At 66.6% G+C, this 22,861-nt stretch carries 21 protein-coding genes; 6 read left to right on the forward strand and 15 right to left on the reverse strand.

Annotated features, from left to right (window positions below; all coding sequences use genetic code 11):
* Window positions 1-71 precede the first annotated feature (71 nt).
* The gene (locus OG874_RS10370; protein ID WP_330254900.1) at window positions 72-1,142 is read left to right on the forward strand and encodes a LacI family DNA-binding transcriptional regulator; all 1,071 of its coding nucleotides are present in this window, start codon (window positions 72-74) and stop codon (window positions 1,140-1,142) included.
* A 4-nt stretch (window positions 1,143-1,146) separates the two neighbouring features.
* Here the strand turns inward: OG874_RS10370 and mmsB are convergent, their stop codons facing one another.
* From mmsB to OG874_RS10425, 11 genes are all read right to left on the reverse strand, one after another.
* Entirely contained in the window at window positions 1,147-2,469 is a 1,323-nt protein-coding gene (gene mmsB / locus OG874_RS10375) for a multiple monosaccharide ABC transporter permease (RefSeq protein WP_330254901.1), read from the reverse strand.
* Window positions 2,466-4,019: a multiple monosaccharide ABC transporter ATP-binding protein gene (gene mmsA / locus OG874_RS10380; RefSeq protein WP_330254902.1), complete on the reverse strand. Its 1,554-nt coding sequence runs from the start codon at window positions 4,017-4,019 to the stop codon at window positions 2,466-2,468. Before mmsA ends, mmsB begins: the two co-directional genes overlap by 4 nt.
* A 5-nt stretch (window positions 4,020-4,024) precedes the next feature.
* Window positions 4,025-5,122 carry a multiple monosaccharide ABC transporter substrate-binding protein gene (chvE, locus tag OG874_RS10385; RefSeq protein WP_330254903.1) on the reverse strand — a complete coding sequence of 366 codons (1,098 nt, stop codon included), beginning with the start codon at window positions 5,120-5,122 and terminating at the stop codon, window positions 4,025-4,027.
* 16 nt (window positions 5,123-5,138) lie between these two features.
* Window positions 5,139-6,536, reverse strand: coding sequence for an L-fucose/L-arabinose isomerase family protein (locus tag OG874_RS10390; RefSeq protein WP_330254904.1), 1,398 nt, complete (start codon window positions 6,534-6,536; stop codon window positions 5,139-5,141).
* A gap of 33 nt (window positions 6,537-6,569) precedes the next feature.
* On the reverse strand, window positions 6,570-7,238 hold the full coding sequence (locus OG874_RS10395; protein WP_330254905.1) for an L-ribulose-5-phosphate 4-epimerase: 669 nt from the start codon (window positions 7,236-7,238) through the stop codon (window positions 6,570-6,572).
* The gene (gene araB, locus OG874_RS10400; protein WP_330254906.1) at window positions 7,235-8,905 is read right to left on the reverse strand and encodes a ribulokinase; all 1,671 of its coding nucleotides are present in this window, start codon (window positions 8,903-8,905) and stop codon (window positions 7,235-7,237) included. The genes OG874_RS10395 and araB overlap by 4 nt, the downstream gene beginning before the upstream one ends.
* Window positions 8,906-9,104: 199 nt before the next feature.
* The gene (locus OG874_RS10405) at window positions 9,105-9,938 is read right to left on the reverse strand and encodes an SDR family NAD(P)-dependent oxidoreductase (protein ID WP_330254907.1); all 834 of its coding nucleotides are present in this window, start codon (window positions 9,936-9,938) and stop codon (window positions 9,105-9,107) included.
* Window positions 9,939-10,002: 64 nt separating this feature from the next.
* Complete coding sequence (locus tag OG874_RS10410; protein ID WP_330254908.1) at window positions 10,003-11,226, reverse strand: cytochrome P450; 1,224 nt, start codon at window positions 11,224-11,226, stop codon at window positions 10,003-10,005.
* A 22-nt stretch (window positions 11,227-11,248) separates the two neighbouring features.
* Window positions 11,249-11,443 carry a ferredoxin gene (locus OG874_RS10415; protein WP_330254909.1) on the reverse strand — a complete coding sequence of 65 codons (195 nt, stop codon included), beginning with the start codon at window positions 11,441-11,443 and terminating at the stop codon, window positions 11,249-11,251.
* Between the two features lie 39 nt (window positions 11,444-11,482).
* Window positions 11,483-12,670: an NAD(P)/FAD-dependent oxidoreductase gene (locus tag OG874_RS10420; RefSeq protein ID WP_330254910.1), complete on the reverse strand. Its 1,188-nt coding sequence runs from the start codon at window positions 12,668-12,670 to the stop codon at window positions 11,483-11,485.
* A 39-nt stretch (window positions 12,671-12,709) separates the two neighbouring features.
* Window positions 12,710-12,913, reverse strand: a complete 204-nt coding sequence (locus OG874_RS10425) for a hypothetical protein (RefSeq protein WP_330254911.1) — start codon at window positions 12,911-12,913, stop codon at window positions 12,710-12,712.
* Window positions 12,914-13,082: 169 nt separating this feature from the next.
* On the opposite strand from OG874_RS10425, the gene OG874_RS10430 reads away from it, so the two are divergent.
* From OG874_RS10430 to OG874_RS10440, 3 genes are all read left to right on the forward strand, one after another.
* Window positions 13,083-14,258, forward strand: a complete 1,176-nt coding sequence (locus OG874_RS10430; RefSeq protein WP_330254912.1) for a sensor histidine kinase — start codon at window positions 13,083-13,085, stop codon at window positions 14,256-14,258.
* Window positions 14,246-14,890, forward strand: a complete 645-nt coding sequence (locus tag OG874_RS10435; RefSeq protein WP_330254913.1) for a response regulator transcription factor — start codon at window positions 14,246-14,248, stop codon at window positions 14,888-14,890. Before OG874_RS10430 ends, OG874_RS10435 begins: the two co-directional genes overlap by 13 nt.
* Window positions 14,891-14,971: 81 nt before the next feature.
* Window positions 14,972-15,769: an enoyl-CoA hydratase/isomerase family protein gene (locus tag OG874_RS10440; RefSeq protein WP_330254914.1), complete on the forward strand. Its 798-nt coding sequence runs from the start codon at window positions 14,972-14,974 to the stop codon at window positions 15,767-15,769.
* A 16-nt stretch (window positions 15,770-15,785) separates the two neighbouring features.
* Here OG874_RS10440 and OG874_RS10445 read toward each other — a convergent pair whose 3' ends face one another.
* The 3 genes from OG874_RS10445 to OG874_RS10455 are packed head-to-tail and all read right to left on the reverse strand — an operon-like array spanning window position 15,786 to window position 18,948.
* Entirely contained in the window at window positions 15,786-16,553 is a 768-nt protein-coding gene (locus tag OG874_RS10445) for an enoyl-CoA hydratase/isomerase family protein (RefSeq protein WP_330254915.1), read from the reverse strand.
* Complete coding sequence (locus tag OG874_RS10450) at window positions 16,553-17,809, reverse strand: acetyl-CoA hydrolase/transferase family protein (protein ID WP_330254916.1); 1,257 nt, start codon at window positions 17,807-17,809, stop codon at window positions 16,553-16,555. Before OG874_RS10450 ends, OG874_RS10445 begins: the two co-directional genes overlap by 1 nt.
* Window positions 17,806-18,948 (reverse strand): CaiB/BaiF CoA transferase family protein, encoded by a 1,143-nt coding sequence (locus tag OG874_RS10455; RefSeq protein WP_330254917.1) that lies wholly within the window; start codon window positions 18,946-18,948, stop codon window positions 17,806-17,808. The genes OG874_RS10450 and OG874_RS10455 overlap by 4 nt, the downstream gene beginning before the upstream one ends.
* A gap of 129 nt (window positions 18,949-19,077) precedes the next feature.
* On the opposite strand from OG874_RS10455, the gene OG874_RS10460 reads away from it, so the two are divergent.
* Entirely contained in the window at window positions 19,078-20,643 is a 1,566-nt protein-coding gene (locus OG874_RS10460; protein ID WP_330254918.1) for a class I adenylate-forming enzyme family protein, read from the forward strand.
* A 10-nt stretch (window positions 20,644-20,653) separates the two neighbouring features.
* Window positions 20,654-21,430, forward strand: a complete 777-nt coding sequence (locus tag OG874_RS10465; protein ID WP_330254919.1) for an SDR family NAD(P)-dependent oxidoreductase — start codon at window positions 20,654-20,656, stop codon at window positions 21,428-21,430.
* A 38-nt stretch (window positions 21,431-21,468) separates the two neighbouring features.
* Here the strand turns inward: OG874_RS10465 and OG874_RS10470 are convergent, their stop codons facing one another.
* Window positions 21,469-22,860, reverse strand: coding sequence for an ABC transporter substrate-binding protein (locus tag OG874_RS10470; RefSeq protein ID WP_330254920.1), 1,392 nt, complete (start codon window positions 22,858-22,860; stop codon window positions 21,469-21,471).
* Window position 22,861: the final 1 nt, after the last annotated feature.

Consider the following 22,861-nt stretch of genomic DNA (forward strand, 5'->3'; position numbering starts at 1 on the left):
CACCCGATGCGTGAGCGCTAACATGAGCATGGTTGTATCGAGGTGACACAACGGCGCGGAAGGCGGGGTAGGTGACGGAACGGGACCTGCAAGCTCCCAAGGACGCGGCCACGGCGGTTCGGTCCGCCGAATCGCGTCCGGCGGTGATGTTCGATGTCGCCAAGCTGGCCGGTGTATCGCATCAGACCGTGTCGCGGGTGCTCAACGGCAGCCCGAATGTGCGCCCGGCGACTCGGGAGCGGGTACTGCGGGCCGTGGACGAGCTCGGCTATCGGCCGAACGCGATGGCGCGGGGCCTGGTCAGCAGGCGGTCGAAGGTGCTCGGCGTGGTTTCCTTCGACACGGTGCTGTACGGGCCGGCGTCGATGCTGCTCGGTATCGAAAGGGCCGCGCGCGCCGCCGGTTACGGTGTCAGCATCGTCACCATGGAGCAGGTCGACCGTGCCGGTGTGCTGGCGGCTACGAACACGCTCGTCGACCAGGGGGTCGACGGGATCGTCATCATCGCACCGCAGCTGGCCACCGCGGGAGCCCTGCGCGATCTGCCCGACCGATTGGTCGCCGTGGCCGTCGAGGCCGGACAGGACATCGGCTTGCCGTCGGCCTCGGTGGACCAGATCGAGGGCGCACGCCTGGCGGTCCGGCATCTACTCGACCTCGGTCACCGGACGGTATGGCATATCGCGGGACCGAACGACTGGCTGGAGGCGCGCGATCGTATGCAGGGCTGGCGGGAAACCCTGCACGCCGTGGACGCATCCGTTCCGCCCATCATCGGCGGCGACTGGAGTGCGCGCTCGGGCTACGAGGCGGGTCTCGTACTCGCCGCGCAACCGGACGTGACCGCGGTATTCGCGGCCAATGACCAGATGGCGCTCGGGCTACTGCGCGCCTTCGCCGAACGCGGCATCCGAGTGCCCGCCGACGTCTCGGTCGTCGGCTTCGACGACATTCCCGAGGCCGCCTACCTGTCACCGCCGTTGACCACCGTCCGTCAGGACTTCGACGAGGTGGGGCGGCGCAGCATGCGGACCCTGCTGCGGCTGCTGGAAGCCGACGGCGCGAACCACGAACCCGCGCCGCCGCCGGTGGTGCCGACCCTCGTGCTACGCGAGAGTTCGGCGCCACCGGCTCAACGCTGAGGGGCTAGGCGGCCGTTCGCCGCTTGTTGTAGACGTCGAATGCCACCGCGGCCAGCAGCACGAGGCCCTTGATCACCAACTGCCAGTCGCTGCCGACTCCGAGCATCGACATGCCGTTGTTCATCACGCCCATGACCAGCGCGCCCACGATGGCGCCGACGACGGTGCCGATACCGCCGCTGGCGGAGGCACCACCGACGAATGCCGCTGCGATCGCGTCCAATTCGAAGTTCTGGCCGGCTTTCGGCGTCGCCGCACCGAGCCGGGCCGCGAAGATGACACCCGCCAGCGCCGCCAGCACGCCCATGTTCACGAACACCCAGAAGGTGTTCGCCTTGGTGTTCACCCCGGACAGCTGTGCGGCCTTCTCGTTGCCGCCGACCGCGTAGATCCGCCGCCCGATGACCGACCGGTTCATGACGAAGGAGTAGGCCACGATCAGGACGACGAGGATCAGTCCGATGATCGGAAGTCCGTTGTAGGAGGCCAAGACGAAGCTGAACGCGAGGATGACCGCGCCCAACGCGACCATCTTCGCGAGGAACAGCGCTCGAGGTCCGGCGGGCAGGCCGTAGGAGCGGCGGCGCTGACGCAGCCGTGCCTGCGCCCATACCAGTGCCGCGACCGCGAGCACACCGAGCAGCAGCGTCAGTCCGTGCAACTCGCCGACCCGCAGCCGGACCGAGATCCCGTTGAACCCCGCGAATTGAACGGCTTTGAGCGGCAACCAGTTCGGCAGATAGCCACCCGCGATATTGACGAAGCCCGCCGGGAACGGGCCGAGCGACTGACCCTGCAGCACCAGCTGCGCCAGACCTCGGAACAGCAGCATGCCGCCCAGAGTCACGATGAAGGCGGGGATCCGCACATAGGCGATCCAATATCCTTGCCACGCACCGATGACCGCCCCCACGGCCAGCGCGGCCACCACGACGACCGGCCAGGGCCAGTGCCAGTGCACGATCGCGATACCGGTGAGCGCGCCGACGAAGGCGCACACCGAGCCCACGGATAGGTCGATGTGGCCGTTGATGATCACCAGCATCATCCCGACCGCCAGCACGAGGATGTAGCCGTTCTGCAGGATCACATTGGTAACGTTCAGCGGGGTCAGCAGGCTGACGCCATCGGAAAGCTGCGCGGTCGTGAGGATTTGGAACAGCAGGGTGATCGCGATCAGCGCCACCACCATGCCGTACTGGCGCACATTGCCGCGCAGGCCTCGGCGCAGCGCCGCGACCACGCCGCCCGGCTGTTGTTCGGCGGCCTTGGCGATGATCTGATCGGCGGTCTCGTCGCCGTCTTCGAGCTTGTCCAGCAGGGTCATTCGGGCACCGCCTCGGCCGCGTCGATGCGTCGGGTCATGAGCCTCATGACAGCCTCCTGTGTCGCTTCGTGTTTCGGCAACTCGCCGGTGATCCGGCCCTGGCTCATCGCGTAGACGCGGTCGCACAGGCCGAGTAGCTCCGGCAGCTCCGAGGAGATGACCAGCACGCCTTTACCTTCCGCAGCGAGCTGGTGAATGATCAGGTAGATCTCGTACTTCGCGCCGACATCGATGCCGCGGGTCGGCTCGTCGAGAATCAGCAGATCCGGTTCGGTGAAGATCCACTTGCCGAGTACGACCTTCTGCTGATTGCCGCCGGAGAGGTTGCCGACCTTCTGGAACACCGTGGGCGCCTTCACCGTCAGGCGGGTCCGCAGCCGATCGGCCGCGACGACTTCCCGATGCGTATCGACGATGCCGCGGCGCGATACCGCACCGAGGTTGGCGAGGGTCATATTCCGGCGGATGTCCTCATCGAGGATCAACCCGTACTGTTTGCGATCCTCCGAGACGTAGGCGATACCGGCCTCGATCGCGTCGTGGACGGCGGAAAGCCGCAGTGCGGTACCGTCTTTGCACACGGTTCCGCGAATATTGCGGCCGTAGGAGCGGCCGAATACGCTCATCGCCAGTTCGGTGCGCCCGGCCCCCATCAGCCCGGCAAGACCGACGATTTCGCCGCGTCGCACGGTCAGCGTCGCATTCCGGACCACCTGGCGGTCGGCGATGGTGGGATGGTCGACATTCCAGTCCGCGATCTCGAAGAACACCTCACCGATCCGCGGATTCTCCCGCGGCGGGTACCGGTGGTCGAGATCGCGGCCCACCATGCCCTTGATGATGCGATCCTCGGTGACCTCGACCGCGCCGGCGTCCAGCGTCTCGATCGTCTTGCCATCGCGCAGGATGGTGATCGAATCGGCCACCGCCAGTACCTCATTGAGCTTGTGCGAGATCAGGATCGAGGTGATGCCCTGCGCGCGAAGCTCTTTCAGCAGCGCGAGCAGACTCGCGCTGTCGGTCTCGTTGAGCGCCGCGGTCGGCTCGTCCAGGATCAGCAGCCGCACCTTCTTGGCCAGCGCCTTGGCGATCTCGACGAGTTGCTGCTTGCCGACGCCGATGGTCGAGACCAGTGTCTCCGGATCCTCGACCAGTCCGACCTGCCGCATCAGCGCCATCGCCTGGCGGTTGGTCTCCTGCCAGTCGACATTCCAGGTACGGCCGCGTTCGTTGCCGAGGAAGATGTTCTCGGCGATCGACAGCGGCGCCACCAGTGCCAGCTCCTGATGGATGATGGCGATACCGGCGGATTCGCTGCCGCGCACATCCTTGAACGTCATCTCGGTGCCGTCCATGACGATCCGGCCGCTGTAGGCCCCGTGCGGATACACTCCGCTGAGCACCTTCATCAACGTGGATTTCCCGGCGCCGTTCTCGCCGATGAGCGCGTGGATCTCACCGCGCGCCACTTCGAAGTCGACCTCGTCGAGCGCCTTGACGCCCGGGAATTCCATGGTGATCCCGCGCATTTCGAGAGTGTGCTGCGCCATGGGCATCAGGCGAAGTCGCGTTCGGTGTAGTAGCCGGTATCGATCAGCGCTTGCTTGTAGTTGCCCTTGTCGACCGACACCGGTTGCAGCAGATACGCGGGCACCTTCTTCGCGCCGTTGTCGTAGGAGGTGGTGTCATTGGTCTCCGGTGCGCCGCCGGTCAGAATCGCATTGGTCATCTGCACGGCGCGCTTGGCGAGTTCGCGGGTGTCCTTGAATACGGTCATGGTCTGTTCGCCCGCGATGATCGACTTGACCGAGGCTTTCTCCGCGTCCTGGCCGGTGACGATCGGCATCTTCTTCTCGCCCTTGCCGTAGCCGACCGCCTTGACGGCGGAAATGATGCCGATGCTGAGACCGTCGTAGGGCGAGAGCACGGCGTCGAGGTTGGCGTTGGAGTAGTTGGCGCTCAACAGATTTTCCATCCGGGACTGCGCGGTGGCGCCGTCCCAGCGCAGCGTGGTCACCTGGTCGATGGCCGTCTGCCCGGAGCGGACCACCAGCTTGCCGGTGTCGAGATAGGGCTTGATGACCGACATCGCGCCGTTGAAGAAGTAGTAGGTGTTGTTGTCATCGGGCGAACCGGCGAACAGTTCGATGTTGAACGGACCCTTGCCCTCCTTCAGCCCCAGCTTGTCCTCGATGTAGTTCGCCTGCAGCACACCGACTTTGAAGTTGTCGAAGGTCGCGTAGTAGTCCACATTCGCGGTGTCGCGGATCAGCCGGTCGTAGGAGATCACCGCGATCTTGTTCGCTTTGGCCTGCTGCAATACACCGGTGAGCGACTTGTTGTCGATCGCGGCGATCACCAGTGCCTTCGCGCCCCGGGTGATCATATTCTCGATCTGGGCGACCTGGGTCTCGATCACATCCTCGGCGTACTGCAGATCCGTCTCATAGCCGAGATCCTTGAACTGGTTGACGATATTGTTGCCGTCGGCCACCCAGCGTTCGGACGACTTGGTCGGCATCGCGATACCGATCTTGCCGCCCGCGCCCTTGGTTGTGCTGTCGCTGCTCTCGACCGAACACGCGGCCGCGGCCAGCACTGCGGCCGCGGCGGTGGCGCCGGCAAGGAATCCGCGTCGATTCAAAGTGGTCATGGTGCACTACTCCTAGCTAGACCTGGACGAACTCGATGCCGGCGAGTTGGCAGAAGACCTGCCAGTCAGCGGCGTGATGACCGATATTCATGACTTGGTGATGCGGGCCGCCGTTCGCGAGCCAGCCCTCCATGCAGGCGCGCACGCCGCTGACCGGTCGGAACTGTCCGTACGGCATCTCCAGCGCGGGCAGCGGGGGACTGTCGAGCACCGTGCCCTCGGCGACGACCAGCCGGAACCGCTCACCGCCCAGCGACACCAAACAGGCCAGGGTGGCCGGGCCGGGTTGGTAGCGGAACAGGAAGGTCGGCGGCGCGTCGAGTTTGCCGATGCCGAGTTCGCGGCGGATCAGCCGCACCGGTTCGTCGGTGCGGGCGATCTGCCAATTCCCTTCGCCCATATGACTCATCAGAATCGAGTCCGATGGAAAGTCCATCGCGTACATCTCGGTGAAATGGCCCTCGCCGATGAGTTGGTGCCCGGCGTAGACCATGGCGGCGGCCATTGCGTCGCCCTCGGCCCCGTAGCCGTACCCCTTTGCCATCAGGCTGGAGGCTGCGGCCAGCGGAAGTCGTTTGAACCGGCCGTCCTCACCGATCGCGTCGAAATGCGTCGAGTAGGCCCGGTAGCCGCGGTCGAGCAGGATCTCTTCGATGGCGAGCTGCATGCGCACGTGGTCGTCGCGCTGCTCGGCGGTCAATTCCGGATCGATCTCGAAATGCTCGTTCTCCCAATCGATCAGCGCGGTGACCTGATCGGCGGCCACCTGCTGGGAGCCGCGATAGAGGTCGCCGGGCGCGACGAAACTGATCTCCGGGCCGAGCGTGCGCAACAGCGCGTTCTCATCGACCCGGATATCACCCATATCGTTCATGGCGTAACCGAATACGCCCACCTTCAACTGCCGCCACGCCGTGACCGCGCGGGCGGCGCGTGCCCAACGATCGACGCGCACCGCGAATTCCGCGCTGCGCCAGTCATCGGTGATGACGGCGAACGGGCGGTCGGCGCGGACCATGGCATTGGCGGTGTCCTGCGCGCCGTGGATGCCCTGGTTGTAGGTCATATCGGCCATATCCCAGGCGGGCGTCACCGTCGGGTCGGGTTGAATATTGGCCAGCAGCACCGGAAGTCGGTTCTCGTTGAACAGCCGCGCGACCCGCATCGCCGGGCCGTAGGTGAGCATGACGACCATGACACCGTCGAGATCGGCGTTGACGAATTCGCGCATTACCGCCTCGGCGTCGGCGCGGTCCTTCACTGGGCGGCCGACCGTCCACTCGGCGATATCGGAGAGCTGGTCGGCGATATCCTTCGCGTAGCCGGACTGTCGGTCGGTGATACCGGGGATCATGTCGTCGTAGAGCGCCTGCATGATCCCGAGCAGGCCGATGCGCGGTTTCGGATGTGTCATCGAGGGGTCGACTCCTTCTTCGGTGGCTGGTCTTCAGCGCTGGCCGTACACGTTCTGGTAGCGGTCGTGCAGGCGGTCCACCGCGGACTGCGGGAGGGGCACGGGTTCGCCGAGTTGGCGGGCGATGTGGACGGTGCGGGCCACGTCCTCGCACATGACGGCGGCCTTCACCGCGGATTTGGCGTCCTCGCCGATGGTGAACACGCCATGGTTCTTCATCAGCACCGCGGGCGAGCGATGGCCGGAAAGCGTTGCGACAACGCCCTTTCCGATATCGTCATCGCCGATGAGGGCGAAGGGGCCGACGGGGATCTCCCCGCCGAATTCATCGGCCATCGCGGTCAACGCACAGGGAATCGGTTCGGCGCGTGCCGCCCACGCGCAGGCGTAGGTGGAATGGGTGTGCACCACACCGCCGACGTGTGGCATGGCGCGATAGATGTAGGCGTGCGCGGCGGTATCGCTGGACGGTGACAGCGCACCGTCGACGAGCTTGCCTTCGAGATCGCAGACCACCATGGACGCGGGCGTCAGATCGTCGTAGGACACCCCGCTCGGTTTGATGACCAGCAGGTCCGCGCCGGGCACGCGCGCCGAGACATTGCCCGCGGTCCACACCACGAGTCCCCAGCGGACGAGCTCCCGGTGCAAATCGACCAGGTGCGTGCGCAGTTCGGCGATGGCCGAATCGGTCGAATTCATGCGGGGGCGACCTCTTTTCTCGCGGTGTTCCGGATGCGGCGCAGTCGATGCAGCACGTCATTGCCGCCGCGGCCGAAATGGTCGTGTAGGCGCCGGTATTCGGCGTAGAGGGCGTCGTAGGCGGCGGCACGTTCGGGATCGGGCAGATAGGCGGCCGGTCGTACCCGCCCCATCGCCGCGGCGGCGGCGCGCACATCGGGATAGGCGCCGGCGGCGACGGCCGCGTGGATCGCGGATCCGAGCGCGGGGCCCTGATCGGAGTCGATCAGCGAGAGCGGCAGTCGCGTGACATCGGCGTAGATCTGCATCAACAGCGGGTTCTTCAGCAGGCCACCGGCCACGGTGAGCTCACGAACCGGCACGCCGGCCGATTCGAAGGATTCGACGATGGTGCGTGTTCCGAACGCGGTCGCCTCCAGCAGCGCCCGGTAGATGTCCTCGGGCGTGGTCGCCAGGGTGAGACCGAGGACCATGCCGGACAGTTCGGCGTCGACCAGCACCGACCGATTGCCGTTGTGCCAATCCAATGCGACCAGGCCGTGCTCGCCGACCCGCTGTCGCCGCGCCAACTCGGTCAGGTACGCATGGGCGCTGATCCCGCGGGCGTCGGCGGCTTCCTGATAGCGCCGCGGCAGCGACGAATCGACGAACCAGCCGAAGATATCGCCGACGCCGTTCTGTCCGGCCTCGTAACCCCAACTGCCGGAAACGATTCCGTCGGCGACGACCCCGCACATACCGGGCACCTCGGCCAGGTGATCACTGTTCATCACATGGCAGGTGGAGGTGCCCATGACCGCGAGCATCTGGCCGTCGCCGACGGATTTGGCGGCCGGTGCGGTCACATGCGCGTCGACATTGCCGACCGCGACCGCGATACCGGCACGAAGTCCCGTCCACGTCGCCGCCCGCTCGGTGAGACCGCCGGCACGGCCACCGAGCGGGGACAGCGGGTGAGCGAGCTTGCCGGCGGCGAATCCGGCAAAGCCCGGGTGCAGGGCCGCGAGGTACTCCGTACTCGGCCACGCCCCGTCCTGGTGGATGCCCTTGTACCCCGCGGTACAGACATTGCGGGTTTCCACACCGCACAGCTGCCAGACGATCCAGTCGGCCGCCTCGATGAAGCGGTCCGCGCGGGCGTAGAGCTCCGGATCCTCCTCGAGCAGCTGCAGCCCCTTCGCGAACTCCCATTCCGCGGAGATCTTGCCGCCGTAGCGCCCGATCCACGGCTCTGCGCGTTCGTGGGCAAGGGCATTGATGCGATCGGCCTGTGGTTGCGCGGCGTGATGCTTCCACAGTTTCGGATACGCGTGCGGTCGCCCCGTGTACTCCGGCAATCGGCACAGCGGGGTGCCGTCGGCGCGGGCCGGGAGCACCGTGCACGCGGTGAAATCGGTGGCGATGCCGATGACATCGGCCGGATCGATCCCGGCGTCGGTCAGGGCGGCGGGGACCGCGGTCCGCACTATGTCGAGATAGTCCTGGGGATCCTGTAGTGCCCAGTCCGGCGGCAGTGCCGCCCCGGTCGCGGGCAACGTTTGGTCGATCACGCCGTGCCGGTAATCGGTGACCGCACTACCGACCGCCGCACCATCGCAGACCCGGACCACCAAGGCACGCCCGGACAAGGTGCCGAAGTCGACGCCGATGACGTACTTGTCCCGCATGCACTGCTCCCTCATCGGTGTTAACGCTCACATTGTTAACGTGAACATTCCATCCGTGTCAAGAGCGAGAGCCGCGATGCGCCCATTCCGAATCAATAGTCGGCAGTGCGCGGGCGGTGAAATGCCGAGACCCCACTGCCGACAGCTGGGCAGTGGGGTCGTCGTTTGTCATGGCGCGCCGGCGCCGTCGCATGGTCGGTCATGCCGACAGGGCCGGGGCGTGTGCCTCCTTGATCTCGGCGAAGGAGTCCATCGCGTGGCCGGCGACGATGCCGCCGTCGACCGGCAGCACGGTGCCGGTGATGTAGGCGGAACGATCGCCGGCGAAGAAGACGGCCGCCTCGGCGATATCAGTGGCGGTGCCGTCGCGCCGCAGCGGGCGAATGGACTTGATGACCTCGCGCAGCTCGCGGACGGCCGCCTCGGTGTCGTCCAGGTCGCCCATGGTGCTGCCCAGGATGGCCGTGGGGATCGCGCCCGGAGCGATGCTGTTGACGCGGATACCGTATGCGGCCAGGTCGATGGCGGCGCATTTGGTGAAGTGATTGACGCCCGCCTTCGCCGCGCGGTAGACCACCTGACCACGACCGGCTCGGATGCCGCCGATCGAGGTGGTGTTGATGATCGACCCGCCACCGTGTTCGGCCATATGCCGCGCCGCGTGCTGGGTTCCGAGCATGACGCCGAGCAGATCGACGCCCATCAGCCGGTGGAAATCCGCCAGCGGATCGTCGAGCAGGCTGGAATACATGGTGGTGGGGATGCCGGCGTTGTTGAACATGATGTCCAGCCCGCCGAAATGCGCCACCGTGAAGTCGACCAGATCGCGGACCTGATCCGAATTCGCGACGTCGGTCTCCTTGAACGCGACCTCCGGTCCGTACTCCGCGGCCACGGCCGCACCGAGTTCGGCATTGATGTCCGCGATGATCACGCGGGCGCCCTCTGCCACGAAGGCGTCCACTGCGGTGCGGCCGATTCCCGCCGCGCCACCGGTGATGATGGCGACCTTGCCGGTCAGTTCGTTTGTCATGATCGTTACCTTTCGTTGGGTCGGGAACGCGGTCGTTCCCGATCCTTGGGGGAATGTGTGCTGGTTACCAGGTGACGGGGAGTTCGTGGACGCCGTAGGCGAAGTAGTCCTCCTTGAACTCGATCCGGTCGATGGTGGTGGCCAGTTCGAGGGTGGGGATGCGGCGGTAGAGGGTGCCGTAGACGATCTGGAGTTCCACCCTGGCCAGTTGCTGGCCGACGCACTGGTGGATGCCGAAGCCGAAGGCGTGGTGCTGACGGGCCGGCCGGTGCAGGTCGAGGCGGTCGGGTTCGGGGAAGGCCCGCGGATCCCAGTTGGCGATCGGCAGCGGCGTGATGATGCCGTCGCCGGCGCGGATCACCTCGCCACCGACCTCGATGTCCTCGAGCGCGATCCGGCGCAGCCCGTGCTGGGCGATGGACAGATAGCGCAGCATCTCCTCGACGCCGCCGGCGATGACCTTCGGGTCGTCGCTGTCACGGAAAATCGCGAGCTGGTCCGGATTCTGCAGCAGCGCAAGGGTTCCGAGCCCGATCATATTCGCGCTCGTCTCATGTCCGGCGATGAGCAGCACCACGCCCATCTGGGCGGCCTCGTGCACGGTGACATCACCGGCGTTCACGCGCTCGGCGAGATCGGAGACCCAGCCATCGCCGGGGGAGTCCAGCCGCGCCGTGATCAGACCGGCCAGGTACTCCAGGATTTCCGCGCTGGATCGCGCGTTCTCCTCCGGAGTGGCATTGCGGTCGACGGAGACGGTCGCATGCCGATGGAAGAACTCCTTGTCGGAGTAGGGGACACCGAGCAGTTCGCAGATCATCAGCGACGGCAGCGGCAGGGCCAGCGCGGTGACCAGGTCGGTCGGTTTCGGTCCGGCGAGCATCTCGTCGATCAGGTCGTCGGTGATCTGCTGGATGACCGGTCGCAGCGCCTCGACGCGTTTGACGGTGAAGGGCGGGGTCATCAACCGGCGGAACCGGCTGTGCTCGGGGGCGTCGGAGTTGAAGATGGTCAACGGCCGGTGGTCGACGGTTTCGGCCATGCCGAGGTTCTGGTGCGGAAATCCGGGTTGGCGCTCGTCGGCGCTGACCCGTGGGTCCGACAGCACGATCCGCTGCTCGGCGTGGCCGGTGACCAGCCACTGGGTGCTGCCGTCCCAGATCCGCACCTTCGATACCGGGCTCTCGGGCAGCTGTGCCCGCTGCCGCGGCGGCGGCGCGAACGGGCAGCCCGCGGCTCGGGGATTCGGGAATTCGGGCAGGTCCGTGGTGATGGTGGACTCGGACATGGGCTTTCCTTTCGCGGGTTCGTTATTCCTGGAAGGTGATGACCAGTGCCGGGCAGACACCTGCGGCATCTCGAACGGCGTCGTCCTGGTCCGCGGGCGGGTTCGCGTCGAGCAGGATGACGATGCCGTCCTCGTCGCGCTGGTCGAAGACGTCGGGGGCCTCGGCAACGCATTGGCCGCAGGCGACGCATTTGTCCTCGTCGATGAAAACTTTCATGATGTCCTCCTAGGTGTTCTGGGAAATGGCTGGTGGGTGTCAGTGCGCCGGTACGGTGACCGACTGGGCGTCGACGACGTCCTGGCGGCGCAGCCGGGTCTGTTTGGGCATGTTCCAGCCGACGACGCCGGTGACCCGGCCGTCGGCGCGGTATCGGGCGACGAACCTGCGCTCGTCGGTGGAGCCCTCCACGATCTCCACCTCGGCCCCGGCGGGGAGCGTGCCGTGGACCTGGATCTTGGCGTCGAACTGATCGGTCCAGAAGTAGGAAATCGGGGTGTAGGGCTGCTCGGCGCCGAGGATGTTGGCCGCCACCGCGGCCGCCTGCTCGGTGGCGTTGGTGCGGTTCTCCAGGCGGACCAGGGCGCCGACGTGGTCGTGGTGCCAGCGGGCGACATCGCCGACGGCGTAGATGCCTTCGGCCGCACGGCAATTGGCATCGCAGACCACACCGTTGTCGAGGGTGAGTCCGCTACCGTCCAGCCATTCGGTGGCCGGGGTAGCGCCGACCGCGACCACGACGAGGTCGGCCGGGAGTTCCTCGCCGGTATCGAGCCGCACGCCCGCGACACGTCCCGCATTGCGGACGAGTTCGCTGACTCCGGTCCCGAGACGCAGGTTGACGCCGTTTTCGGTGTGCAGGTCACCGAGCAGGCTCGCCACGCGCGGGCCGAGCTGGCCGGCCATCGGCGCCGACAGCGGGCCGACGATAGTGACGTCCAGCCCCAATTTCCGCGCGGTGGCGGCGATTTCGGATCCGAGCACGCCTTCTCCGACGACTACCAGGCGGGTGGCCGTCAACAGGTCTGCACGCAGGGCGAGCGCCTCTTCCAGCGTGCGCAGGACGTGCACGCCCGCACTCGCGGTCGCACCGAAGAGGGTGCGGGGCCGCACTCCCGTGGCGATCACGATCGCGTCCGCTTGCACGGCTAGCCCGGATTCGGCGTGCACGGTGCGGGATTCGGCGTCGAGTGCGACCGCGGGATCACCGAGGATGAAGTCGATATTCAGGTCGGACAGGTGCGCGGCGGGGCGCAGCTGGGCCCGCTCGGGCTCCCAGGTGCCTGCCAGGATCTGCTTGGACAGCGGCGGCCGGTCGTAGGGGAGTTCGGATTCGGCGCCGAGGACGGTGATGCCGCCCTGATATCCGTTGCGTCGCAGGGCTTGCGCGGTGGAGAGTCCGGCGGCGGAGGCGCCGACGACCAATACGCTGGCTGGAGTGTCCATGGGGTGACTCGCTTTCGTGGTTGGAGCGCTGGGTAGTGGTCAGGCGGTCTGCAGGCGGCGGCGCAGCAGCGTCGAGCCGGCCCCCAGCGAGACGAAACCCATGCCGGCACATGTCACGATCTGCTGGATGCCACTGAGGCCGAGGCTGTCGGCGACCGCTTCGAAGCCGACGGCCACGGCGACGGCGAGGTTGAACAGGAACAGGAACCAGAGCGCGGGGCTGGAACTCAGCAGCGACTTCATCAGGTCGGCCTCTCGGATCGGGGGGCGTGATTTGCTGAGACCTACGATTCCGTCTCCGACCTGCTGCGACGAGGGAGTGCCGTCCCGAATCGATGGTGTAGCTGGGTACACCACGACAGGGGTGACGCGTCACCTCCGCGGGGGTAGGCGGCCGCATACGCTGAGCGTTATGTGGGAGACAGTGCGACGGGCGGCGAAGGCCACTCGGCAGTTGGCCGGGGCGGCGGCGCTGGCATTCGGCGCCTACCTGTTCATCTCGCTGATCTTGCTGAGCGTGGCGGGCGCGCTGGTCGTCGTCGGGATCGGAATGGTGCCGACGACGACGATGCTGATGCGCCAACTCGCGGGTACCAAGCGGCGCAATGTGGCGGAATGGACGGGCCGGACGATCCCCGAGCGGTATCTGCGGATCGATGGACCGCTGCGGCAGAGCCTGCGCGGGGTGGTGCGCGATCCGAGCACCTATGCCGACCTGCGCTGGATGCTGGCGTACTACCTCTACGGTGCGCTGGGGTACCTGGCAGTGCCGTTATGGGTGATCGGTGTGCCCGTCGACGGTGTGTGGTGCGGGCTGCTCGGCCGAAAGGCGTTGGTACTCCCGCTGATCGGCCGCTTGGCCGACCTGGACGCCACCTGGTCCGAAGCGCTGCTGAAGCCGACGCCGAAGGCGCTGCTGGTCGAGCGCGTCGAGGAGCTGACCCAGACCCGGGCAGGCGCGATCGCCGAGCATGCCGCCGAACTGCGCCGGATCGAACGCGATCTGCACGATGGCACGCAGGCCCGACTCGTCGCGCTGTCGATGCGGATCGGTTTGGCCAGGCGGGTTTACGATTCGGATCCGAAGGCCGCCCGCGCGCTGCTGGACGACGCGCAGGAACAAGCCGAGCACGCGCTGACCGAACTGCGCCACGTCGTGCGCGGGATCCACCCGCCGATCCTCACCGACCGCGGATTGGCCGGTGCCGTGCGGGCGCTCGCCGCGAGCAGCGGACTCGCCGTCTTCGTCGACGCCGACAGTGTCGAGGCCGGGCCGCGGGCTCCCGCCGCGGTCGAGGCCGCCGCGTATTTCGTTGTCGCAGAGGCATTGACGAATGCGTTGAAACACAGTGGCGCCGATGGTGCCGAGGTCCTGGTCATGCGTTCCGCACAGGGTTTGCGGGTCGTGGTGCGCGATGATGGGCAGGGCGGCGCGCGGATCCCGCAGGCCGGGCTCGATCCGCGCACCGGCGGATCCGGACTGCTCGGCATGTACCGCCGGGTCGCCGCACTCGATGGCACCCTCACCGTGACCAGCCCCGTCGGGGGCCCGACCACTATCGAAGCGGAGCTACCGTGCGTGTGGTAATCGCCGAGGACAATGCCCTACTGCGGGAAGGACTTGTCCTACTGCTGACCTCTGCCGGACATGACGTCGTCGCGGTCGCCGGCACCGGACCCGAAGTGCTGCCAATGCTTTTGGCGAAGCGGCCGGATGCGGCGGTGCTCGATGTGCGGATGCCCCCTGGTTTCCGCGACGAAGGTCTGCGCGCCGCACTCGAAGCGCGCAAAGAGATTCCGGGCCTGCCGGTGCTGGTGCTCTCGCAGTACGTCGAGCAGTCCTATGCCACCGAATTGCTCGGCGGCGGTGCGAGCGGCGTCGGCTATCTGCTGAAGGATCGAGTGGGCCGGGTCGACGAATTCCTGGACGCCCTGGAGCGCGTCGCCGCCGGCGGCACCGCCCTGGATCCGGAGGTGGTGACCGAATTGCTCACCCGCCGACGGGATTCGCCACTGGACACCCTGACCCCGCGCGAGCGCGAGGTCCTCGCGCTGATGGCCGAGGGACACGACAACACGACCATCGCGAAAACTCTGTTCGTCAGTGAACGCGTGGTGAGCAAGCACATCGGCAATGTCTTCCTGAAACTGGATCTGCCACCTTCCGACAGCGGCCACCGCAGAGTGCTGGCGGTATTGGCCTACCTGAACGGCTCTTAGCCGCCACTCTCTCCGAGAGTGATAATCTCCGATTCGGAGAGGGATATGCGCCGCCGCGTCGCGGCAGGAGAGGAATACGGAGTGACCGACGATCTGGGTGCGGCTGGGCTGCGGTTCGAACGCGACGGTGTCATCGGCTGGTGCGTCATCGATCGTCCGGCGGCGCGCAACGCTTTGACACCGGCGATGTACTTCGGGATCAAGCGGGCGGTAGCTCTGGTCAACACCGATCCCGACCTGGCCGCGCTGATCATCACCGGCACCGGTGATGTCTTCGCCCCGGGTGGTGACCTCGGCCGTCGCTCCGAACCCGGCGATGCGCTGCCGCCCGGTCTCGGCGGCCAGGACACGTTGCCGTTCCTCGCGATTCGTGACAGCCGCGCGCCGGTAGTGGCCGCGGTCAACGGCATCTGCCAGGCGGGCGGACTGTTGATCGCGATGTTGGCCGATATCGCCGTGGCCAGTGATCGGGCCACCTTCCGGGTGCCGGAGCTGCTGCGCGGCATCCCCGATGCCACCTATGCTGCCGTGCTGCCCGCTCACGTCGGCATCGCCGTGGCCCGCGACCTGCTGCTGTCGGCCCGCCGCTTCGATGCCGCCGAAGCCCAGCGACTGGGCGTCATCACCCGGGTCGTCCCGCACGATGAACTCCGGGCCGCCGCGGTCACCGCGGTCACCGAAATCCTGCAGACCGCCCCGACGGCCCGCGCGCACGTCAAACGCATGCTCAACGAGCGCTACGGTTTCATCGACTACCAGACCATGTTCATGGAACTGCAGCAGTCACCGGAACCGCGCGAGGGCATGCGAGCCTTCATGGAGAAGCGGGCTCCCGACTGGGTCCCCGAACATCTCCCACCCGACGGCAGCCGTCCCTGACACGCTGCGCTTCGGATCACCGTCCGCGCCATTGCGGGGCACGCTTTTCGGCGAACGCGCGGGGACCTTCCTGCGCGTCCTCGCTGTTGTAGCAAAGTTCGGAAGCGTGTCTGGCGGCTTTCAGGGCGGCCGAGCGGCCCATCTCGGTCGCGATCATGACTGTTTCGCGCGCGGTACGGACTGAGAGCGGGGCGCCGTCGAGAATCTCACCGGCCAGATCGAGGGCGGTTTCCATCAATTCGGCCGGCTCGGCTAGCCGGTTGACCAGGCCGATCTCATAGGCGCGCTGGGCGGTGATCGGTTTGCCGGTGAGCAGGATTTCCATCATGATTCGCTGCGGGATCATATGTATCAGGGGTGCGGCCCACGGTGCGCTGCGGCCCACCTTGACCTCCGTTATCGCGAATTTCGCGGTGGTGCCTGCCACGCACAGATCGCAGGCCTGGGCGAGCATCCAGCCGCCGGCGAATGCGACGCCGTTGACCGCGGCGATGGTGGGTTTCGACAATTCGATGGTGTCGTAGGGCAGCGGGAACATCTCGCGCGGTGGTACGCGCATACCGGTTTCCACCATTTCCTTGAGATCGCCGCCCGCGCAGAATGCCTTGTCGCCCGCGCCGGTGAGAATGGCGATACGCAATGCCGGATCCCGCTCGAAGCGATCCCATGCGGCGTACAGACCTTCGCGAACGTCCTCGGCCAGGCAATTGCGCGTCTCCGGTCGGTTCAGGGTGATGACGGCGATGCCGTCGGCGCGGGCGTCGAACAGTACCGCGTCGCTCATCAGAAACCTCTCCGCTGAATGGTGTGGGCCGCCCGGGCCAGTTCTTCCTGAAAATCGGGATGCGCGATGGCGATCAGCCGACGGGTGCGTTCGGCCAGTGTGCGGCCCTCGAGTTCGGCCGCACCGAATTCGGTGACGATCACATCCACATCGCTGCGCGCGGTGGTGACCGGCCCGGTCAGGTCGGCGGTAATGCGGCTGATCGTGCCGCCTTTGGCGGTGGCGGGCAGGGCGATGATGGCGTGGCCGCCCGCTGAGCGCGCACCCGCTCGAACGAAATCGACCTGGCCGCCGGTGCCGCCGAGATAGGCCGAACCGCTTTGTTCGGCGTTCACCTGCCCGGTGAGGTCGACCTCCATGGCCGAATTGATGGTCACCAGTTTGTCCAACTGTGCGAGCACGGCCGCATCGTGGGTATAAGACGTGGCGCACATGCGGATTCGCGGATTGCGGTGGCCGAACTCATAGAGCCGTTCGGTACCGATCAACGCACCGGTGATCGAAACGCCTCGATCGATGGATTTGCGCGCATTGGTGACGACGCCCGCCTCGACCAGGTCGACGAGACCATCGCCCAGCATGCCGGAATGCACGCCGAGATCCGTGCGATCGTGCAGCAGCCGCAGGATGGCGTCCGGCACGGTGCCGACTCCGGTCTGGATGACCGAGCCGTCCTCGATATAGGCGGCGGCGTATTTCGCGATGGCTTGGTCGATTTCGCTGATATTCCCCGGCGCCACCGTGACCGGCGGGCGCGAAACATGTACGGCGTAATCGATATCGGCGGCGGACAGTGATTCGCCGGGCGTGAACGGCACCTGCTCGTTCACCTCCGCGACGACGACACGCGCCTTCGCGACGGCGGCCCGCACATAATCGCTGATGAGGCCGAAGCTGTGGTTGCCATCCGCATCGGCCGGGCTGACCTGGACGAAAGCGATATCGCATCCGATGATCCCGGCCTCGATCATCGGGCCGACCTGGCTGACGTGGCAGGGGATCACGGTGAGCTTGTGCTCCTTGGTCAGCGCCCGCAGCGCGCCGATCGCTCCCATACTGGACAGCGCGAAACTGTCGGTGGCCGCCGGGGTGAACACACCGGAGAAGCTGGTCGCGATGAAGGCCGACAGCCCGCCGATATCGCGGCCCTGCTCGATCAGCGCCTCGATGAGCGTCGTCGGTTCGCCGCACGCCTGGCCGATGACGATGCGATCGCCCGGGCGCAGAAACCGGCCGAGGTCCAGATCGCCGGTCATTCCCGCGCCAATTCCCGCATGATCTCAGCGGTGTGCGCGCCGAGCCGCGGGGCCGGGCCCGCGATATGAGCGGGGGTTCGGGAGAACCAGGTCGGCGTCCCGGGAAAACGCACCGCGCCATTAGGGGTGTCGACCGTCTCGAAGAATCCGGCCGCATTCAAATGCGGATTGTCGAACAGTTCGTCGAGCGTGCGTACCGGCGCGGCGGGAATATCGAGTGACCGGAGCAGATCCAGCCAGTCCTGCGTCGTACGTTCCAGGAACGTTTCGCCCAGTAGGGCGTAGACGGTATCGATTCGGCTCGCGCGTTGTTCGAGAGTGGCGAAATGTTCCCCGGCCCAGGCCGGGCGTACGGCGTCGACGAAGGCGGTCCACTGCTTGTCGTTGTATACCAGCGCGGAGATATGGCCGTCTTTGGTGCGATACGGTTTTCGATTCGGTGTCAGCGCGCGCGGATATGCCGCGGTACCGAGGGGTGGCGTGAACATCGCCCCGTTGGCGTGCTCCACCAGCATGAACGCGGCCATGGTCTCGAACATGGCGACCTCGACCTCTTGGCCCTCGCCGGTCCGTTCGCGGTGGAACAGCGCCATGGTGGTGGCGTACAGAGCCGTCAGTCCGGCGACTTTGTCCGCCATGATCGTGCCGACGTAGCTCGCCGCGCCGGTCAGTTGTTCCTGGGCGAAAGGCAGGCCGCATTCCGCCTGAATGGTGTCGTCATAGGCGGTCAGGTTCGCATCTGGTCCACGGCGTCCGTAGCCGTAACAATTGGTGTAGACGATGGCCGGATTGATGGCGGCCACGGCTTCGTAGTCGAATCCGAGTCTGGCGATCGCCGTGGCGCGCATCGAATGGATGAAGATATCGCCGTGTTCGATGAGATTGCGCAATGTCTGCTTGCCTTCGTCGGAGCGCAGATCCAGTACCATACTGCGTTTGCCGCGGTTCACATTGACGAATACGCCCGCCATACCGGGTTCCGGGCCGACCGAGATGTAGCGAGTGTTATCGCCGGCCGGTGGCTCTATTTTGATCACATCCGCACCCATATCGGCCATGATCTGGGTGCAATAGGGGCCCATGACCATGGCCGTCAGATCGATGACGCGCACTCCGGACAGGGGGCCTGTGTGTTTCATATCCGCGCCTCGCTGCGTCGTGTTTCGCCGGGGGCTCGCGCCGCACCCCGGTCCGCGAACGGCCGCACTGGCGACGACGGCTTCACCCTATAGTATGAATCTTTGTAAGGATAGTGATAGAAAGATGGCGTGGACAGCAGCAAGGACGGTGGCGTACCACGGCACACCGATCGAGATTCCCAGGACGTGTCCAGCCGGCCGGTAGCCGTCCCCGCCACGATCGCCCACGTGCTGGACGCCGCGCTCGCGTCGCACCCGAATGCCACTGCGGTCGAGGCGGTTTCGGGTGCGTGGAGCTACGTCGAGCTGGACCGTCAGGCGCGCCGGGCGGCCGGCGCGCTGTGGTCGCTCGGTGTGCGTCCGGGTGACCGCGTCGCGGCCTGCCTGCCCAACGATCTGGATATCGTCGCGGCCTTCCACGGCGCGCAGCGGATCGGAGCCGTCTGGGCGGGTATCGGGGAAGCGCTGGCGGCGAGCGAGCAGCAGGATCTGCGCGACCTGTGCGACCCGAAGGTCGTGCTGGCCGGACCGCGCTGCCGCTTGAAGCGACCGGACTGTGTCACCCCGGATCGCTGGGCGCAGCTCATGGATCGAGACGAGTCGGCTCCGCGCATCGAGCAGAGTATCGACGCGCCGGCCGGCATCGCGTTCACCAGTGGGACGTCGGGGCGGCCCAAGGCGGTCGTGCACAGTCAGCGCAACTTGCTGCTTCCTGGCGCGGTCCTGGTCGCCACCCGGCGTTGGGGACCGGAGCTGCGCAAGGGTGACAGTTTCCCGCTGACGATACTGAACCTCATGGTGCTGTCCACACTGCTCACCGCGCAGGCGGGAGGCTGCTCGGTCGTGATGAACCGGCGCGATGTCGACGGGGTCGCCGACTGGATCGCCGCACGCCGCGTCACCGTGTGGAATGGCGCCCCCGCACAGCTCCACGATCTCGCCGCGCGCCCGCACCTCGACCTCGGCTCGCTGCGGGAGGTGTGGAGCGGTGGCAGTGACACCCCGGACGCGCTGCGCCGGGCGTTCGCCGATGCGCACGGGGTGGTGCCCCGGGCAACCTACGGCCTGACCGAGGCGCCGACCGTCGTATCGATCGACCCGCAGGGCGAGCAGTGGCGTCCCGGCGCGAGCGGGCGGGTGCTGCCGCAGTACGACGTCGCCGCGTATGACGACGATGGCCGTCGCCTCCCGGACGGTGAGCTCGGCGAACTCCGGTTGAGCGCGGCCGGGGCCGGTCCGTGGGCGGGCCGGTGGCGGCCGACGCTCGGGTACTGGGAGGCGGGCGGTGTCCGGCCGCCGGAGCCCGGTCCGTTCCCGACCGGTGATATCGGGACCGTGGACGGCGACGGGTGGCTGACGGTGCTCGACCGCAAGAAGCTGGTCATCATCAGGGGCGGGGCGAACGTCTACCCGCTCGAGGTGGAACGGGTCATCGCGGCACACCCGGATGTCGCCAAGGTCGCGGTCTGCGCGGTACCTGATGACCGTCTCGGGCAGCGGGTCGCCGCCTTGGTCGAGAGCGCCGCTCCCCGGCTCGATATCGAGGCGCTGACCGAGCTGTGCCGCCGCGAACTCGCCGCATACAAGGTTCCCGAGATCTGGTCCAGGGTCGAGGCCCTGCCGGTCAATGCCATGGGCAAGGTGGAACGCACCCGGTTGCTCGAACTACTCGACCGGCGATCCGAAAAGGCTTGAGGGAGAACGGATGACGCGCGACCGCGATGGGGCGGCACGGATGTTCGACCTCGACGGCCGGGTAGCGATCGTAACCGGCGCCTCGTCCGGTCTGGGCGCCTCGGTGGCCCGGGCACTGGCGTCGGTCGGCGCGCGGGTCGCGGTCGTGGCTCGCCGCCGCGACCGGTTGCGTGAGCTCGCCGCGGAGATCGATGGCCTCGCGGTCGCCTGCGATCTGTCCGATCTCGCGCGGGTCGGTTCGGTCGTGCCGGAAGTGGTCGAGGGCTTGGGCGCGCCGGAGATCCTGGTGAACGCGGCCGGGAATATGTTCACGACCGAGCGCGCCGAATCCGAGCCGCTCGACGCGATCCGCCGGACCATGGATCTGAACCTGGTGGCCCCATTCCTGTTGGCGCAGGCCGTCTTTGCGCATATGCGAGCCGCCGGTCGTGGCACGATCATCAATATCTCGTCCATCAGCGGGCTGGTCGGCATCCCTGGAATACCGCAGGCGTCGTATGCGGCGAGCAAGGCCGGTCTTTCGGGGCTGACCGCGGAGCTCGCGGTGCAGTGGGCGCGGCACTCGATTCGCGTGAATACGGTGGCCCCCGGCTTCTTTCGTAGCGAGATCACCGGCCCGCTCTACGAGAGCGAGCGCGCGACCGAGTACCTGCGCCGGAATACTCCGCTGCCGAAGGCGGGAACCGCCGAGGATATCGTCGGCGCCGTCCTGTGGCTCGCGAGCGATGCCGGAAGCTACGTCACCGGCCAGACGGTCGTCGTCGACGGTGGTTGGACCGCACGCTGACCGCTGGCCGGATCCGGCATGACCTGGCCGCTCGGCGATTACTTGACGTCGCTCATGCTCTTGCCGACATCGGCCAGCGTCATCGCCTTGCCGTAGTCGCCTTTGTAGACGTACGGGTTCATATCACAGCGGAACGGCCCGGTATCCGGCTTGAAATCCGCGACCTTCCACCCATCTGGAGTCGGCTGCACGACGTTGAAGCATTTCGGCAGGATCGACTGGCTCGACATGTCCACCGGTGCTTGCAGACCGCCCGCGGTCCAGGCTTTTTCCTTGCGTGCATTGTCGAGAAGACAGGTGCGGGTGAGGTTGTCGCCACAGCTGGCCGCGGTCTTGGCGAACAGTAACCACTGGGAGAGGGCGCGCAGCGCCGGATAGGTCAGCTCCGCGCCCGGGGCGTACTTGGCGAACAGACTCTTGGCCTGCGCGACCGCCGGAATGGTGTCCGATAGTTCCAGCGGTGCTGTTCCCGACAGATCCGCGTAATTGTTCTGAGTGGCCAGCGATTTGCCCGCCAGTTCGAGGAAGGCCTGGCTGTACGCATTGTTGTTGATATCGATCCAGTCCAACTTGTATTGCATATCGGCGAGCACCAACTCCAGTTTGGCCAGGCTGCGGAAATCGCCCATGAAGAACAAGCCGCGCACGCCCTTGGACTTCATGGCCTGTGCGTAGGGCGTCCAGTCGGTGACACCGGTGGCCGGAATGAGGTCGCTGTAGACGAGCGTCGCCCCTTCCGCGGGCAGCCCCTCGGCGTATTTGATCGCCCTGATCTTGGTGACCGGACTGTCACCGGCGAGGATCCCGATGGCACCGGCCGAGTTCGGATACACCTCGTTGAACAGCCATTGATGCATGCCGACGTAGGGGTCATAGGGCCGTGCGGCGTTCACGCCGCCGCCGATCTGCAGGTCGGCCCCGGCGTTCGAGGGTTCGCCCAGCTGCGCTGGAAAGTCGGGCAGCAGACACGACAGCCGGTCTTTGACGCCGAGCCCGTCCAGGGCGGCCGAGCCGCCGACGAGGGCGAAGTCCTCGCGGCAGGCCTCCAACATCCGCTGCCTGACCTCGGTGTACTTCGTATCGCGCACATTGACGGTCAGTTTGCGGCCGTTGATGCCGCCGTTGGCATTGCACCACGAGGTGAATACCTTTGCGGCGTCGGGGAATTCGGTCTTCTTGGTCAAACCCATATCGGTGAAGACGCCGACTTCGATCCGGTCCGCGGTGACGCCCTGCGTCGGCGAACTCGTCGCCTTACCGGGTTGGCAGACGTTCTTCAGGTCGCCGAAATCGGCGGAGACGGCCGTATCGCCGCCACCCTTAGCGGCCGCCTCGACATCGCCGCGGCCCCCGCCACCACTGCGGCCACTACAGCCTGCCACTAGTAGTGCGACCGCCAACAGAGCGACAAGTATTCGCTGTGGTTTCACC

Source organism: Nocardia sp. NBC_00565 (assembly GCF_036345915.1).
Lineage (GTDB): Bacteria > Actinomycetota > Actinomycetes > Mycobacteriales > Mycobacteriaceae > Nocardia.